We start from the raw sequence: 15325 nt of genomic DNA, 5'->3' as shown, positions 1-15325 counted from the left end.
GATCAAACGAACTGCGCTATGCCTGGGATCGAATCGACGATCTCCCGCAGTTTTTCCGGCCCGACTTTCTCTTCGGCATAGCCGAAAATCTCATGACCCAGTTTTGGAATCTGGCTCATGTCGATGCCGGCGCCGTTCAGCTTGGCGGCAAGACCCATCAGCCCGCCCATGCCCCCCATCAAGCCCGCAAGCCCGCTTCCGCCGCCCGCGGATTCGGCGGACTGGATCGCCTCAGGGGCGCCGGGAAGCTGAGCGAGTAATTCCGATACGGCGCCGTCACGCGATTCCTTTTGAAGAAATCCCAAAACAAGACCTACCGCGGTCCTGGCGACCTCTGCGTCAACGCCAAGGGCCGCCGAGACGCGCGCCACCAGTTCATCCATTGCAGGCCTCCCCTTCGCAAACCGAAAGACGCCGGACTGTCGCCGCGACAGGAAGGAAAATCAAGCGCGTTTCGATTGCGCTTATATGCCCGCCGGAGGGCTGACGCGCGCGCGACGCGCGTCAGCCCGACCGTTACGCCCGTTTGCGCAGATCCGTCGGAGAGTCGGTACGCTCACGCAGGGCCGGCAGAATATTCCTGATCTTCTCGGCGCCCTCGGCGCCAAGGATATTTTCGGCGCGTTTCAGGACTTCACGCACCAAAGCATCGGTCTGAGCTTCGCTGATTCCGAGCTTTTCAAGCTGTCCGGCAAGAATGTTCACATCGGCGCGGCCGTGGCCGATAAAGCTCGTCATGCCTTCGATGACCTGTGTGACGCCGCCGTCGCCAACCGACTGCGCCGCTTCGATGTCTTGCTGCGCGCGCGGCATCTTGGCGATCATTATCTGCATATTGCCGGTCGTGTCCTCGTCGCGAAGAAAACCGAGGACGAGGCCGAGCGCCGCTTTGGCGACCGTCGGATCAAGTTTCGTCTCGGAGACGACGTTACTGGTAAGCTCTTCCATGGGACATCCTCCACGCGAACCATTGTGGTTGCGGTAGATGTCGCGGCGACGCTGACCTTCAAGCGTGGCTATGCCGCCCAACTAAGCGGCGTCGAGGCCGTAGAGCGAGTGCAGCGTGCGAACGGCGAGTTCGGTATACGCCTCGTCGATCAACACGGAAAATTTGATCTCCGACGTGGTGATGGCGCGGATATTGACGCCCTTCTGTGACAGAGCGCGAAACGCCTCAGCGGCGACGCCGGCGTGGCTGCGCATGCCGATCCCGATCGCGGAAATCTTGGCGACGTCCTTTTCGCCCGTTATGCTCGCGAAGCCGATCGCGTCCTTGACCTTTTCGACGAGTGCAAAAGCGCGCTCGTAATCAGCCGTTCCCACGGTGAAGGTCATGTCGGTCATGCCCTCCTCGGAGACGACCTGCACAATCATGTCGACGTTGATTCCCGCCTCGGCCAAGGGCATGAACACCGCCGCCGCGACGCCCGGCTTGTCGGCGACCCCCCGAAGCGTGATCTGCGCTTCGTCGCGCGAGAAGGCGATGCCTGTGACGACCTGGGCTTCCACAATGTCCTCCTCGTTGCAGATCAGCGTCCCCTGCCCCGGATTTTCCGGATCGTCGAAGGACGAGCGCACATAGGTTTGCACGCCGTGCACCATCGCGACCTCGACCGAGCGCACCTGTAGGACCTTCGCGCCAAGCGACGCCATTTCCAGCATCTCTTCAAAAGCGATTTTGTCCATGCGCCGCGCCTTCGGCACGACGCGCGGATCGGTGGTGTAAACGCCGTCAACGTCCGTGTAGATGTCGCAGCGCTTGGCCTTGATCGCCGCCGCGATGGCGACGGCGCTCGTGTCCGAGCCGCCACGTCCGAGGGTCGTGATTCGTCCGGTTTCACGGTGCACGCCCTGAAAGCCCGCGATGACGGCGACTTCACCGCGGCTGAAGCCTTCGATGATGCCCGAGCCGTCGATCGATTCGATCCGCGCCGCGCCATGCGTGGAGTTGGTGTAGATCGGCGCCTGCCAGCCGAGCCAGGAGCGCGCGGGCATCCCCGCCTTCTGCAACGCCATCGCGAGAAGCCCGGCCGTCACTTGTTCTCCCGAGGCGACGACGGCGTCATATTCGCGCCGGTCGCAAAGCGGCGCCGCCTCCTTGCACCAGCCGACAAGCTCATTGGTCTTGCCGGCCATCGCCGAGACCACCACAGCGACCTCACGCCCAGCATCCACCTCGCGCTTCACATGGCGCGCGACATTGTGGATGCGTTCGACGGTGGCGACCGAGGTGCCGCCGAATTTCATAACCAGGCGTGACATGAAGACCGAAAATGGGCGAGGCGCTCGCGTCCCACGGGAAGCGGCGTTATATGTGTCCGCGTCGGCGGACCTGTCAACGGCAGCGCTCCGCCAAGGGTATTATGCGCAAGCTCCTCGTCCTTCGAGACGCGCGCTTCGCGCGCTCCTCAGGGATGAGGAGCTTGCGCATAATTCTCGGCATCTTCGCGAGGTTTCTCTTGCCGCATCAGTCCTCTCCTCATTCCGCCAGCGTCGATCCCGAAGACGTCGCGCGCTTCAACCGATTGGCCGAGCTCTGGTGGGACAGAAGCGGCAAGATGGGGATTCTCCATGAGATCAACCCCATTCGGGTCGCCTATATCCGCGATCACGTGCGCCGGTTCATCCGACATGACGCCAGCGCCTTAAACGCGCCCGGAGACCGACCGCTGGAGGGCGTGCGCATCGCCGATATCGGCTGCGGCGGCGGCATATTGAGCGAGTCGCTGGCTCAGCTCGGCGCGCATGTGACCGGGGTCGACCCTGCGACCAACAACATCGCCATCGCGAAACGGCATGCCGAAACGTCCGGGCTGAACGTCGATTATCGCAATATCACCGCCGAAGACCTCGCCGCGGCCGGCGAGAAGTTCGACGCGGTGGCGGCGCTCGAAGTCATCGAGCATGTGGAAGGGCCACGGGAATTCATCTCCATGCTGGGCCGGCTGCTGAAGCCCGGCGGGCTACTCTTTCTGGCGACGATCGACCGGACGACGAAAAGCTATCTGCTGGCCATCGTCGCCGCCGAATATGTGCTCGGCTGGGTGCCGAAAGGCACCCATAACCACGACAAATTCATCCGACCGGACGAACTCTCGTCATGGGTCCGTCAGGGCGGCATGCGGGAGATCGACCGTGTCGGGATGAGCTTCCAGCCGCTGACCAGAAGCTGGCGAAAAAGCCACGATACGGACGTCAATTACTTGATGGCGGCTCGAAAGGAAGGCTAGGCTCGGGGCGGCCGAGGAGCGAGAACGCGCTGAAGCTCTTGTTCGCGCCCGCCGTCGCCGGTAAAATCTGAGCCTATGCTTAGAGATTCTCGCACGCGCTCCCGTCTTCTCGTCGCTGTCGCCGCCATCGGACTGGCGATCGCCTTCGCTTTTAACGCTGCCGAAGCGAAGCCCAAGCCGGGCGCCGAGGACGCCCCGGCCGAGGACGCAAGCGGCAAAGCCAACAAGCGAAAGCCGACCAAAAACGACAAAGCCGAGAAACCGGCCGACAAAGGCTCCGACAAGCCGGAGCAGCTCGGCAGCTATGGGGAATGGGGCGCCTACGCCGCCCAGAGCGGGCGCATCAGGACCTGCTATGCGCTCGGGCAGCCGAAAGAGCGGACGCCGAAAGCGAAGCTCAAAGACACCTCCGCCTATATTTTTATCTCGACGCGGCCGGCGGAAAATATCCACAATGAGGTCGCGATCAATCTGGGCTATCCGACCAAGGACGGCTCCGCAGCGATCGCCGACATCGACGGCGACAGCTACGAACTGATCACCAAGGGAACGAACGCCTGGGTGAAGGATCAGTCGCGGGAGCGCGAATTCGTCGGCGCGATGCGCGGCGGCGCCAAGCTCATCGTCAAGGCCGCTTCGTCTAAAGGGACAAGCACCACCGACAGCTATTCGCTCAAGGGATTGTCGGACGCGCTCGCCCGCGCCGTGCAGGAGTGCAAGTAGCTCCTACCGCGGCCGGACTGCCGTTATCGGAACGTTCTTGACCGACGCCGCGATTGAGCGGACCTCGGAGGCCACGCTAGGATATTTCGACGCCAGTTGATCGAGATCGCCGATTTCAACGTCCTGCGGCGTGACGCCCGGCCATTCGGTGCTGGCGCCGAAAAACCAGCGTCCGCCGCCCAGAAGCCGCGCTGTGTGAAAAGTGTCGCCGGGAATCAGCAGCTGAACGCGCTGGCCGGCGCGCAGATCCGGTCCGACCACCACGCGCTCGGTTGAGCCGTCGCCATGCAGCATGAACAGCTCCAGCGGATCGCCCAGATAATAATGATAGAGTTGATCGTTGCGGATTCGGTGCAGCCGAACCGGCGCGTGCGGCGTCACCAGAAAGTAGAGCGCTGAACCCACTGGCCCGCTGCGCGTGAAGGGCGGCGGCAAGGCGTCCGCGCCAAAGGACAGCTTGCTCGTATAGGTGATGCGGACGAAGCCGCACGTCGCGTTGGGCTCCAACGCGAGCAGATCGACGATGTCTTCATAGCTCAGAGCTTCGGACATGGCGGACCCTTCAGTTTGAGCCGACGGCGACGGCGGAGAATTCGATAACACGTGGGCAGGCCGAACGGCAGGCATTCCGGCGCATCGGGCGCCGCCTAGGACCACCAAGTATAAAATTCATGATACCAAGTATTTGACCAACAGAAATACTGTCTGTGGTCCTTGTTTCCGTGCGCCGTTTCCGCAGACTACGCCCAGCCATGGCAGTCCCCCTGTAGCTGTCCTGGTGGACGGCGGCGGTTTTCATCGCTGCATCATCCGTCGCCGTCCCTGTCCTTCCGGCGAAAGCCGAACAACACAAAATGGGAGAGGCAAATGGCCGTTAATGTTCACGACGGCGAAGTCGGCAAGATCCTCGTGTATCTGATCGGCTTCACCGCTTTCGTCATCGTCGCTCTTACCTGGGTTCCGCATTGGATCTCGCCTGACAGCGCCAACATCACCGGAAACACCGGCAACACGGCGCGCATGATCGAGTGACGTCGCGACGCTCCGGGAGCCGTCCCTTCCGGAGCGTCGACGCAGGCGCGTCGCGCCAGTTGCAAAGCAAATTCGTTTCCGGCATAACGACGCCGCGACGGTTCGGCGTTACGCATGACCGGCGCGACGGATGCGGGTGTAGCTCAGGGGTAGAGCACAACCTTGCCAAGGTTGGGGTCGAGGGTTCGAATCCCTTCGCCCGCTCCAATTCAACGCGCTCCGCGAATTCGCCCCCACTGCGGAGACCGGGGTTAGATGCTGACGACGCGCGCCCCCGCGAAAATCAATCTTACGCTGCATGTCCTCGGCCGTCGGGAAGACGGCTATCACGCGCTCGAAAGCCTCGTGGCCTTTTCCGGCGCGGGAGACACATTGTCCTTTACGCCGGGCGACGCGCTGTCGCTCGATATTTCGGGCCCCACCTCCTCGGCCGCGGGCGCCGGCGACGACAATCTCGTGCTGCGCGCCGCGCGACGGCTCGCCGAAGAGATAAAAGGCCTGCGACTCGGCCGGTTTCGACTCGAGAAGCGCCTGCCCGTCGCGGCTGGCGTTGGCGGCGGCTCGTCGGACGCCGCCGCGGCGCTGCGCCTTTTGGCCAAGGCGAATCATCTCGCGCCGGACGACCCGCGCATCATCGAGGTCGCGCGCGCCGTTGGCTCGGACGTGCCGGTCTGCCTCAACCCGCGAGCGCGGATGATGCGCGGCGCCGGCGAAACGCTCGGCGAACCGATTCGCCTTCCGCTCCTGCCGGCCGTGCTGATCAACCCCGGGGCGCCGGTCGCAACGGGACCGGTCTTCGCCGCGCTGGGACTGCGACCGGGCGCGTTGCGCGAAGGCGCCGCGCATGCCGAGATCGCCGCCCGGCCAAGCGCTGGAGAACTCCTTGCGGCGCTGGCGAAGGGGCGCAATGACCTCGAAGACGCCGCCTGTCTGCAGGCGCCCGTGATCGTCCACGCGCTCGCCCTGTTACGCGGCGCCCGCGGCTGCAGGCTCGCGCGCATGTCCGGCTCGGGCGCGACATGCTTCGCGCTGTTTTCGACCCGGCGCGAGGCTGTGCGCGCCGCCAGCGTCATTCGCGCCCAGCATCCGGGATGGTGGGTCAAGACGGCCGTGCTGAGATGACCCGCCGGCCGCCGCCCAAGGACCGCAGCGCGCATGAGAGGGGCCGGCGCGGGCCCATCGCTCAGTCCGAGACGCGCAGCCCGTTCCGCTCCGCCTCGCCCGACCTCGTCACGCTTTACGGCGCGCATCCGGTGCGCGCCGCGCTGACCGCGCGCAAGCGCAAGCTGCTGACGCTTTACGCAACCGAAACCGCGCTGCCGCGCATCAATGAGCTCGCGCGGGCGGCGGGACTCGAGCCGCGGCTCATCGACGCGCGCGATCTCGAGCGGCGGCTCGGTCCAGACGCCGTGCATCAGGGCTTGCTGCTCGAAGCGCGGCCGCTGCCGGAGGCGGACATTTCCGACATCGTCAGCGTCAGCGGAATCGTGCTCGCGCTCGACCAGATCACCGATCCGCATAATGTCGGCGCGATCCTGCGCACGGCCTGCGCCTTCAACGTCGACGCGGTGATTGTCACCGAACGGCACAGTCCGGAGTTTTCCGGCATCCTCGCCAAAGCGGCCTCGGGCGCGCTGGAATTCACGACGATCGTCTCCGTCGTCAATCTCGCGCGCGCCCTCGACGAACTCGCCGAGCGCGGCTATGCGCGCATCGGACTGGATTCGGACGGCGCCGAATCGCTCACGACCATTCCGCTGTCGAAGCCGCTGGCGCTCGCGCTCGGCGCCGAGGGCAAGGGATTGCGACGGCTCACGCGCGAACGCTGCGACGCCGTCGCGCGGCTCGATCTTCCCGGGCCGATCAAGAGCCTCAATGTGTCGAACGCCTGCGCCGCAGCGTTGAGCGTCGTGACGACGCGGCTCGGGTGAGCGTGGGGCTGGGGATGAGGCTCGGGTGAGCGCCGACGCGGGATTGACCTCTCCGCCGGCTTGGACGCATAGAGATGTCGCGCGATGCGCCTCGATGACGCCACGGGCCGGTTTAGCTCAGCTGGTAGAGCAACTGATTTGTAATCAGTAGGTCGCGGGTTCGAATCCTGCAACCGGCACCAATAGAAACAATGTCTTACTAAAAACAAGATCGCGCTAAAATCTTCTTGGTGACCAAATGGTGACCAGCAAGTTGGTCGTTTCAAAAAAATCAGAATTTACGCATCTGGGGGCAAAGGTTCGAATCCTTTCGGGCGCGCCATTTGCGTATAAAACTGCGAATACCCTTGCCGATTTGTTCTCCCGCGATAACGGCCTGTTCCAGACCGGCCTTTGAGCCGTGAATGCGGAAGACTTTGTCGTCGACCTCGATGGCGTCGACGATCGAACGCAGATAGGCCTTCCGGAAGGTGGTTTCGCCGGTGGTTATGCGCTCCCGCATGAAAGCGCCGAAGCTCTCGACTTGATCCGGCTCCCGGCGCGTGGACGACGTTATCCGGCGTGCGTCTGGCGCGACCCATTTCGACGAGTGTCTCTCTGCGCTGTCTCATCGCCCTGTCGACCTCGGCGCCAAACCTGGCGCCTATGATTTGCGTGCGACTGGACGACGTATCTCCCGGTCGAGCCAAGTTGCGCCATTGGCGTCGATCAGGGATTCGAGATCGAGAGTGGAAAGAACGCGCAGCGTCACCCGTCCGCCCCGCTGGGCGTCATAGTCTGCGGTTCGCGCCTCGAACTCGGCGGGGAGACGCCAATGGGCGGCGTCGATGCGCTCCACGATCCCCGCCCGGCGCAGGGCCTCCAGCCGCCGCACATGGCTTTCGACGTAGGCGCCATAGTCGCCGCCCGGAACGCAGACCCGGCCCGCCTCCGCCATGACGTGGTGGACGCGCCCGTCGACACCATCGACGACGAGGCTGAGCCGCTCGCCAAGTTCGTCGGTCAGACGCTCGTGGCGTCGCAGCGGTCTGACACCAACGGAATATTGTCGTCAGCATCGTCTGACGAAGGGCATGTTCGATCGCTGGTTGACATATCTGGCCGGCAAGGAATCGGCGCGCAAACATGTGGAGCATCAGGCGGAACTGCGTCAGCAGAAGCGCCGTCTTGGCCGCGATGGCGCGCTCTTCGTTTCCTGGATCAACAAACCAGAAAAGATACAGTCATACTGCGCCGCAGCAGAGCCATTATCCCAAGAGTAAAGTTAGCAATCGGACTTTTGCCCGGCCGGAGATGAGAGCATGAAAACAGTGTTGGTCATTGCCTATTTGTTGAGTGGTCAGGTCATCGACACGGAGACTCTCGATGCGGCCAATATGGACGAGTGTAAAATAACGAAGCAAAGGGCTCTCGCCGAAAAAACGCCTGTTACCACGCGATACGGCTCGAATGTAAAAATTTCGGCGGAGTGCAGGCAGTTCCCGGCTGTTCCGGTTCGGCCGAGCTGAGCGCCGGCAACTCAACGCTGCGGTCTTGATCGAAGGATTTCGGCCGCCCTGTCCGGCCAGCTAGGCGGACGCGTGAAACGATCGCCATCCAGATCCTGAAGCGGACCTACATGCAAGCGGGTCATCCGGCGGTCTGCGCCCGGATTCCCGCATAATACTTTGATGGGTTCGGCGACATGGCAAAATTGCGTCGACGCATGAAGCGCGACTCGGCGAACGCTAATGCGCGAGGGTTCTCGCCACGCGACTCGAGTTGCACAACCCATCGAGAACCATCGTGACATGGAGAACCATCTTGACGCAGCAGGGCTCGATGCGCTGGCAATTGCACGACAAAGCGGTTCGTCGGCCAGCTTTCTCCGAGATTGGCGAATTGCGAATGACGAAAAATGTTTCCGAGCATTCAAAATCCAGCAACACCGATTTCCAATTTATAGGATATTGCAATCTCAATATATTGAACCGCTTGACGCGTGACGGAGTTGCACAGTGAATAGTGTCGTCGTTATCGCCTTGAGACGTCCTTATACGTTTGTGGTTCTTTCGATCTGCATTCTTCTTTTCGGCATAATGGCGATATTTAAGACGCCGACCGACGTGTTCCCGAATATCAAGATTCCGGTTGTGGCCGTTGTTTGGTCCTATGCCGGACTCCTCCCCAAGGAGGTGTCGGGTCGTATTACCTATTACTATGAGCGGGCCTTAACGACGAACGTCGAAGGCATCGAACATATCGAAAGCCAGTCCTATTACGGCAGCAGCATCACCAAGATTTTTCTACAGCCGGGCATCGACCTCGCCGCAGCGGAGGCCGATATCGACTCGATTTCCCAGACGGTGACAAAGGCGCTGCCGCCGGACATTTCGCCGCCGATGGTCATGAGGCTGGAGGCGTCGTCGGTTCCGGTCGCAATGTTGAAAGTCACCGCCGAAAATCTCACGCCGGCCGATCTATACAATTTGGCGAAAAACAAAATTCGGCCGTTCCTGGTTATGATACCGGGCGCGATCCTGCCGCATCCATACGGCGGTCAGGACAAGCAGTTGCTGGTGTCTCTCGATCAACAAAAGCTCCTCGCGCGGCATTTGACCGCTACCGACGTGCATAATGCTCTCGGCCATCAGAGCATCGTGCTGCCGGCGGGGGACATGAAGCTGCACGCGACAGATTGGCTGGTGCAGACCAACGCGACGCCGATGCAGGTGGAGGATTTCAACAACATCCCGATCAAACGCATAGGAAACGCCACCGTCTACATGCGCGATGTCGCCGACGTGCGCCTGGGCGGGCCGCCGCAAATCAATGCGGTCTTGGTGGACGGCAAACAGTCTGTGCTGATTGTCGTCATGAAGAGCGGCGAGGCTTCTACGCTTGATGTCGTCGATGGGGTCAGGAAGGCGATTCCGCGCATCGAGGAAATCGCGCCCCCTGGCGTCAAGGTCGAACTCCTCAATGACGCGTCGGTCTTCGTCAAAGATTCGATCAAGGACGTCTTGCGCGAAATGGCGCTCGCTTCCGCGCTTACCGGTCTGGTCGTCTTGTTGTTTCTCGGGTCCTGGCGCGCCACAGTCATCATCGCGACGTCAATTCCGCTCTCGATTTTGAGCGCAATCATTGGCCTTCATTGGATTGGTCAGACGATCAACGTCATGACCCTCGGCGGACTGGCCCTCGCCGTCGGCATCTTGGTCGACGACGCCACGGTTATGATCGAGAACATCGACACACATATCGAAATGGGAAAGCCGTTGGAAACGGCGATTATCGATGCGGCCAACCAGATCGTGATCCCCACCTTCGTGTCGACAGCCTGCATCATCATCGTCTGGTTTCCGTTGTTTGAACTGACCGGCGTATCGGGCTGGCTATTCACGCCCATGGCCGAAGCGGTGATGTTCGCGATGATCGCCTCCTTCATTCTGTCGCGCACATTGGTGCCGACGATGGCGAAATACCTTCTTGTCGACCATGGCTCCCCACATGCCGCCGAGACTGACCCTGCGAAAAATGATGAGCCCACTTTGGGGCTTGCTGGTCTACGAAAATTCCCGACCGCAGACGAGATCGAAGCTCTCGCGAACAGTGACGCGGAACGCAGCGCTTTGGCGGGGGATGGGGGGTTGTCGCACTTCGCAGTGCCCCTCCCAGAGGTGGATCAGCGGTTGCATGAGCGGAAAGGGTTCCTAGGTGGAATTCAAGAGGGTTTCGAGCGCGGATTCCAAACAATGCGCGAGCGTTACTCCGAGCTCCTTCGGAGCACGCTCCACAATCGCCGACGGTTTGTGACAATATTTCTCGTCGGCGCGGTGGCGTCGACTGCATTGTTCTTCACCAATGGCCAGGAGTTTTTTCCGGAGATCAAATCCGGCACGCTTCAGATGCATGTGCGCCTGCCTCTCGGAACGCGCATCGAAGTAACCGGGCGCGTCGCGTCATTGATTTCGGAGGACATCGAACGGCTCCTGCCGGACCAGGTCGAGGACATCGTCAGCAACTGCGGCCTTCCGGTAGGTCCACATAATCTGGCGTTTATCCCAACGCCAACGATCGGCCCGCAGGATTGCGACATGACCATCACTCTAAAGGACGAGGTGTCGCCGGTATGGGATTTCCGACGCATACTTCGGAAAGGTCTGAAAGAACGCTATCCGGGGACGGAATTTACGTTCCAGCCGGCGGATCTGACCGCAAAAATTCTCAATTTCGGGTCGCCTTCGCCGATCGATGCGCAAATCAATGGGGGCGATCCCCTGGAGAGCTATGAGTTTGCTCGAAAACTGGCGAGCAAGATCCGCCAGATCAATGGCGCCGTGGACGTCGTCATCCAGCAAACCATGCGAACGCCGACGCTGCTCGTCGAAGGCAACCGGAGTCTCGGGCTCGGCATTCAGCTGACGGAGAAAGACATCGCCGACAATCTGCTGATGACGCTTTCAGGCAGCCAACAAGTCGACCAAGTGTTTTGGTTGGATCAAAAAAGCGGCAATTCATATCAGATCAACGTCTATACGCCGCAATATCAGCTGACCAAAGTCCAGAATTTGCTGACGATTCCGGTGGACAAGGGAGAGCTCGATCCCTCCGGAGCAAACCTGCAACTCCTTGGCAGCGCCGCGTCCCTGTCAGTAAAAGGGACGCCTGGCGTCGTCTCCCACGCCAACATCATGCCGCTCTTCAATATCTACGTGTCCGCCGAAACCCGTGACCTGGGCGGCGTGCTTTCCGACGTGAAGAAAATCTCGGAGGAAATGGAGAAGGAACTGCCGCGGGGGGCCGCTCTCGAGATTCACGGCCAAGCGGAAACGATGCATTCCGCCTACATAGAACTCATCGGCGGCCTCCTCGCATCGGTCGTGTTGATCTATCTGCTGATCGTCGTAAATTTTCAGTCGTGGCTCGACCCGTTTATCATAATCACCGCCCTGCCCGGCGCGCTTGCCGGAATAGCGTGGTCGCTTTTTTTGACGCACACCAATATTTCGGTGCCGGCCTTGACGGGAGCGATCATGTGCATGGGCACGGCGACGGCGAATTCGATTCTGGTCGTGTCCTATGCCCGCGAGCGACTGGAACTGCATGGCGACGCGCTACTTGCAGCATTAGAAAGCGGCTATGCGCGCATTCGTCCGGTTATCATGACGGCTGCGGCCATGATTATCGGCATGTTGCCGATGGCGATGGCGAACTCACAAAACGCGCCGCTCGGGCGCGCCGTGATTGGCGGCCTCACCGTCGCGACCTTCGCGACTCTCTTCTTCGTCCCCTGCGTTTACGCGATGGTGTATCACCGCAAATCTGACGAGAGCCTCTGATGAAAACGGATCTTCTGCGTATCGCGAATGTGAAGACGAACGTGCGAGGAAGACCGGCGGTTTGGGCTGCGCTGTTGGTTTTCGCGCTCTTCGTCGCTTATGAATTCTACGCGCGTCGACATGCGTCGAATCTCCTGCAACAGGAGACGCTCGACAACGCGATCGCGACGGTCGCGGTGACGTATCCAAAGCCTGGATCGCCGACCGAGACGATCGTCCTTCCCGGAAACATAGAAGCCTGGTTCCAGGCGCCGATTTACGCGCAGGTCTCAGGCTATGTGAAGATGTGGTATAAGGATTACGGAGCGAAGGTGAAGAAGGGCGACATTCTCGCCGAAATCAATACGCCGACGCTTGACGCGCAATATTCTCAGGCCAAGGCTTCATTGGAAGCGGAGCGCGCCCAATACAATCTGGCCGTTGTTTCCGCGCAGCGCTGGGTGGCGTTGCGGAAATCGCATGCGGTTTCTGAACAGTCGATCTCGGTCCAGGAGGCGAATGAGAAAAAGGCCAAGGCCGATCTCGAGGCCGCCGAGCACAACGTGAATAATTTTGTCGCGCAACTCCAATTCAAGACCATCGTCGCTCCATACGATGGGGTTGTCACGTCGCGCAACATCAATGTCGGCGACTATATCAACAAGGAAGGAAACATCAGCGACCGCAGCGCCGTGACGAATCTGTTTTCGGTCGCGGACATCCACAAGATGCGCCTCTTCGTTTCCGTTCCGGAAGCCTTCGGTCATTTCCTGAGGGCCGGCCTGACGGCGGACGTCACCGTTCCGCAATTCGCCAATCGGCATTTCAAGGCCGAATTTCTCACGGTGGCCGGCGGCTTCGATCCGAACACGCGCACGGCGGTCACCGAGTTCACGATCGACAATGAAGACAAGTCGCTCTGGCCTGGGTCCTATGCATCCGTTACGCTTACCGTTCCAATCGACGCCAATAATCTTACCATTCCATCAAGTGCGCTTGTCTTCCAAGAGCATGGCGCGCAGGTGGCGGTCGTTGGCGAAGACGAACGCGTTCACTTTAAGCCGATCAAGATCATCAGAGTGCTCGACGGCAGGATCGAGATTTCGGCAGGGATGTCGAAAACGGACCGATTGATCAGCAATCCCAGCGCCGCCTTGCTCGAGGGCGACAAGGTGCGCGTCGTTCAACCCGCGAACGGCTACGAGATCAATCCGGAGGATCTTAACTGATCGGTCGTCGCCGAACGCGAAAGGCTGAAATGGACATCCGCGCTGCTGATGACAGAGACTGGCCAGGATTTTGGGGGCCTCGGCGCCGGTCTTCGGCATTGAGGGACCAACGTCTCGAACGAGGGATTGCATGGGTAGTAGATCGAGAAAAGAGTTCGGGCGCTATGTTTCGCTTGTTTCCGCTTCGATCCTGTCCGGCTGCAACGCCCTGCCCGGCGTCGATCTCGCACCGGCGTATGAGCCGCCGGAACTTGTCGTGCCTGCGTCCTGGCATGGCTCCAGCCCGTTTGTCGAGGCGCGTCCGTCGGATGCGGAGATACGCACCGATTGGTGGAAGCTGTTTCGCGAGCCGGTCCTCGACAGGCTCGAAATGCAGGCGATGGCGGCCAATCCGGACTTGCAGGCGGCGGCTGAACGCTTCGTGCAGGCGCGCGACATCATGATGAAGGCGAAGTCGCGACTTTTTCCGCGGCTCGGACTGGGGTTTGGCGCCTCCGACAACAAACAGTCGGTAAACGCATTGTTTCGCGCGCCCGATTCGCCGATCTATGACACCTCGGTTTCGGATGTGGGCATCGCGTCATGGGAGCCGGACTTTTGGTACGCCATTCGAAATGAAACGCTGGCCCAGACGTATCGGGCTGAGAGGCGCGCCGCGGAATTCGCTCTTGCGCGCTTAAGTCTCCAGGCGGAAATCGCGTCAGACTATTTTACGCTGCGCGGCTATGATGCTCAGGTCGCGACCTACAAGCAATCTATCGACTATTACAAACAATCACTGACGATCGTGAACGAACAGTTCGAGGGCAAGATCACGTCGGAGCTGGATGTGGCGCGCGCCAAGGCGCTTCTGACCGGCACCGAAGCGAAGCTCCTCGAGATTCAGGGCGAACGTGAAGTCGTCGAACATGCGCTCGCCATCCTCGTCAACACCGCGCCGGCAAGTTTCAAGGTCGGGACCGCCGGCGCCTTCAAAATTATGCCCTTGAGAATCCCGCAGAAGTTTCCGTCGACGCTGCTTGAGCGACGGCCCGACATCGCCGCAGCTGAGCGCGAAATGGCGCAAGCGAACCGGGAAATCGGCATCTCCCGCGCGGCGTTTTTTCCAAAGGTCGCATTCCGACTTGACGGCGGCTTTGAGGATCACGGCATGAACCTCCTCAAACTGGCCAACAGCTTTTGGTCCTATGGATCGGCCATTTCGCTTCCTGTTTTCGAGGGGGGCCTGCGCCGCGCGCAATTGCAGCAGTCTTGGTCCGCCTATCGCGAAAAAGAGGATCGATACCGCTCGACGGTGCTCAACGCCTTCAGAGAAGTCGAGAACGGTCTGAGTTTGACCAGACGCCTGAATGCGGCGGCAAAGAAGCTCGACGAAACAGTCGCCGCGAATCTCCAGACTCAAAATCTGACGATGGATCTCTACCGTGGCGGCCTTGGCTCCAGCCTCGATCTCATCTACGCGCAAGTGGCGACGCTCACCGCGCGTATCGACGCCATCAAAGTGAAGACGCGCCTGATTACGTCATCTGTCGAGCTCGTTCGCGCCTTGGGCGGCGGATGGAATCGCGGAGAACTGCCGGCGGACAGCGAAATCCAACCTTTCGGTCCGCTCCAATATCAATATCTGTCCACGCCGCTTCCCGCGGGCGGGATCGCCGTTCCCCCCGAAAACAACCCGGAAGACAATCATCTCACTCGACCGCCAACTTAGAGCGTTCCCCGTTTTACATGACGCATAACCGTCGTGAGCGAAGTAATTTGCGCATTCCTTTGAGGAGAACTCGTCGAGCAGGGCGCCGATGCGGTCCCATAATTTGTCGATGGTTCTCTCCTTGGCCTTTCGTAGCAAGGCTTTGAGCTTGGCGAACATCATTTCGATC

General features: G+C 60.7%; 17 protein-coding genes and 2 tRNA genes. 13 read left to right on the top strand and 6 right to left on the bottom strand.

Translation table 11 applies throughout. The features are described 5' to 3' along the window. Positions 1-2: 2 nt before the first annotated feature. The 3 genes from ACR65T_RS02275 to ACR65T_RS02265 all read right to left on the bottom strand — a co-directional run bounded on the left by ACR65T_RS02275 (position 3) and on the right by ACR65T_RS02265 (position 2262). Positions 3-383, bottom strand: coding sequence for a DUF2267 domain-containing protein (locus ACR65T_RS02275; RefSeq protein WP_434494965.1), 381 nt, complete (start codon positions 381-383; stop codon positions 3-5). Between the two features lie 133 nt (positions 384-516). Further along, positions 517-948 carry a hypothetical protein gene (locus ACR65T_RS02270; protein WP_434494964.1) on the bottom strand — a complete coding sequence of 144 codons (432 nt, stop codon included), beginning with the start codon at positions 946-948 and terminating at the stop codon, positions 517-519. A gap of 81 nt (positions 949-1029) precedes the next feature. Beyond that, on the bottom strand, positions 1030-2262 hold the full coding sequence (locus ACR65T_RS02265) for an aspartate kinase (RefSeq protein ID WP_434494963.1): 1233 nt from the start codon (positions 2260-2262) through the stop codon (positions 1030-1032). 152 nt (positions 2263-2414) lie between these two features. Here ACR65T_RS02265 and ubiG point away from each other — a divergent pair, with 152 nt between their 5' ends. Both ubiG and ACR65T_RS02255 read left to right on the top strand, forming a co-directional pair. After that, entirely contained in the window at positions 2415-3230 is an 816-nt protein-coding gene (gene ubiG / locus ACR65T_RS02260) for a bifunctional 2-polyprenyl-6-hydroxyphenol methylase/3-demethylubiquinol 3-O-methyltransferase UbiG (RefSeq protein ID WP_434495013.1), read from the top strand. A gap of 75 nt (positions 3231-3305) precedes the next feature. After that, positions 3306-3953 carry an invasion associated locus B family protein gene (locus ACR65T_RS02255; protein ID WP_434494962.1) on the top strand — a complete coding sequence of 216 codons (648 nt, stop codon included), beginning with the start codon at positions 3306-3308 and terminating at the stop codon, positions 3951-3953. Positions 3954-3956: 3 nt separating this feature from the next. Here the strand turns inward: ACR65T_RS02255 and ACR65T_RS02250 are convergent, their stop codons facing one another. Further along, positions 3957-4505 (bottom strand): cupin domain-containing protein, encoded by a 549-nt coding sequence (locus ACR65T_RS02250; protein WP_434494961.1) that lies wholly within the window; start codon positions 4503-4505, stop codon positions 3957-3959. A gap of 315 nt (positions 4506-4820) precedes the next feature. Here ACR65T_RS02250 and ACR65T_RS02245 point away from each other — a divergent pair, with 315 nt between their 5' ends. The 5 genes from ACR65T_RS02245 (at position 4821) to ACR65T_RS02225 (ending at position 7098) form a co-directional block, all read left to right on the top strand. After that, positions 4821-4985, top strand: coding sequence for a hypothetical protein (locus tag ACR65T_RS02245; RefSeq protein WP_170162507.1), 165 nt, complete (start codon positions 4821-4823; stop codon positions 4983-4985). Between the two features lie 132 nt (positions 4986-5117). Then, positions 5118-5192: transfer RNA gene (locus tag ACR65T_RS02240), tRNA-Gly, on the top strand. Between the two features lie 48 nt (positions 5193-5240). Further along, on the top strand, positions 5241-6107 hold the full coding sequence (locus ACR65T_RS02235) for a 4-(cytidine 5'-diphospho)-2-C-methyl-D-erythritol kinase (protein WP_434494960.1): 867 nt from the start codon (positions 5241-5243) through the stop codon (positions 6105-6107). Next, entirely contained in the window at positions 6104-6916 is an 813-nt protein-coding gene (locus ACR65T_RS02230) for a TrmH family RNA methyltransferase (RefSeq protein WP_434494959.1), read from the top strand. Before ACR65T_RS02235 ends, ACR65T_RS02230 begins: the two co-directional genes overlap by 4 nt. Positions 6917-7022: 106 nt before the next feature. Then, a tRNA-Thr gene (locus ACR65T_RS02225) sits at positions 7023-7098 on the top strand. A gap of 89 nt (positions 7099-7187) precedes the next feature. Here ACR65T_RS02225 and ACR65T_RS02220 read toward each other — a convergent pair. Both ACR65T_RS02220 and ACR65T_RS02215 read right to left on the bottom strand, forming a co-directional pair. After that, positions 7188-7418 (bottom strand): hypothetical protein, encoded by a 231-nt coding sequence (locus tag ACR65T_RS02220; protein ID WP_434494958.1) that lies wholly within the window; start codon positions 7416-7418, stop codon positions 7188-7190. 141 nt (positions 7419-7559) lie between these two features. Then, the gene (locus tag ACR65T_RS02215) at positions 7560-7853 is read right to left on the bottom strand and encodes a DUF3363 domain-containing protein (protein ID WP_434494957.1); all 294 of its coding nucleotides are present in this window, start codon (positions 7851-7853) and stop codon (positions 7560-7562) included. Here ACR65T_RS02215 and tnpA point away from each other — a divergent pair. The 6 genes from tnpA to ACR65T_RS02185 all read left to right on the top strand — a co-directional run bounded on the left by tnpA (position 7852) and on the right by ACR65T_RS02185 (position 15156). Then, complete coding sequence (gene tnpA / locus ACR65T_RS02210; protein ID WP_434494956.1) at positions 7852-8178, top strand: IS66 family insertion sequence element accessory protein TnpA; 327 nt, start codon at positions 7852-7854, stop codon at positions 8176-8178. The two genes, ACR65T_RS02215 and tnpA, sit on opposite strands and share 2 nt — an antisense overlap. A 39-nt stretch (positions 8179-8217) precedes the next feature. Beyond that, entirely contained in the window at positions 8218-8424 is a 207-nt protein-coding gene (locus tag ACR65T_RS02205) for a hypothetical protein (protein ID WP_434494955.1), read from the top strand. A gap of 295 nt (positions 8425-8719) precedes the next feature. Then, the gene (locus tag ACR65T_RS02200) at positions 8720-8917 is read left to right on the top strand and encodes a hypothetical protein (RefSeq protein WP_434494954.1); all 198 of its coding nucleotides are present in this window, start codon (positions 8720-8722) and stop codon (positions 8915-8917) included. Then, the gene (locus tag ACR65T_RS02195; RefSeq protein ID WP_434494953.1) at positions 8914-12237 is read left to right on the top strand and encodes an efflux RND transporter permease subunit; all 3324 of its coding nucleotides are present in this window, start codon (positions 8914-8916) and stop codon (positions 12235-12237) included. Before ACR65T_RS02200 ends, ACR65T_RS02195 begins: the two co-directional genes overlap by 4 nt. Further along, positions 12237-13445, top strand: coding sequence for an efflux RND transporter periplasmic adaptor subunit (locus tag ACR65T_RS02190; RefSeq protein WP_434494952.1), 1209 nt, complete (start codon positions 12237-12239; stop codon positions 13443-13445). The genes ACR65T_RS02195 and ACR65T_RS02190 overlap by 1 nt, the downstream gene beginning before the upstream one ends. Before the next feature lie 130 nt (positions 13446-13575). After that, on the top strand, positions 13576-15156 hold the full coding sequence (locus ACR65T_RS02185) for an efflux transporter outer membrane subunit (RefSeq protein WP_434494951.1): 1581 nt from the start codon (positions 13576-13578) through the stop codon (positions 15154-15156). Positions 15157-15325 lie beyond the last annotated feature (169 nt).

Source organism: Methylocystis sp. (genome assembly GCF_051061285.1).
Lineage (GTDB): Bacteria > Pseudomonadota > Alphaproteobacteria > Rhizobiales > Beijerinckiaceae > Methylocystis.
This window is presented reverse-complemented; position numbering and strand designations above follow the sequence as displayed.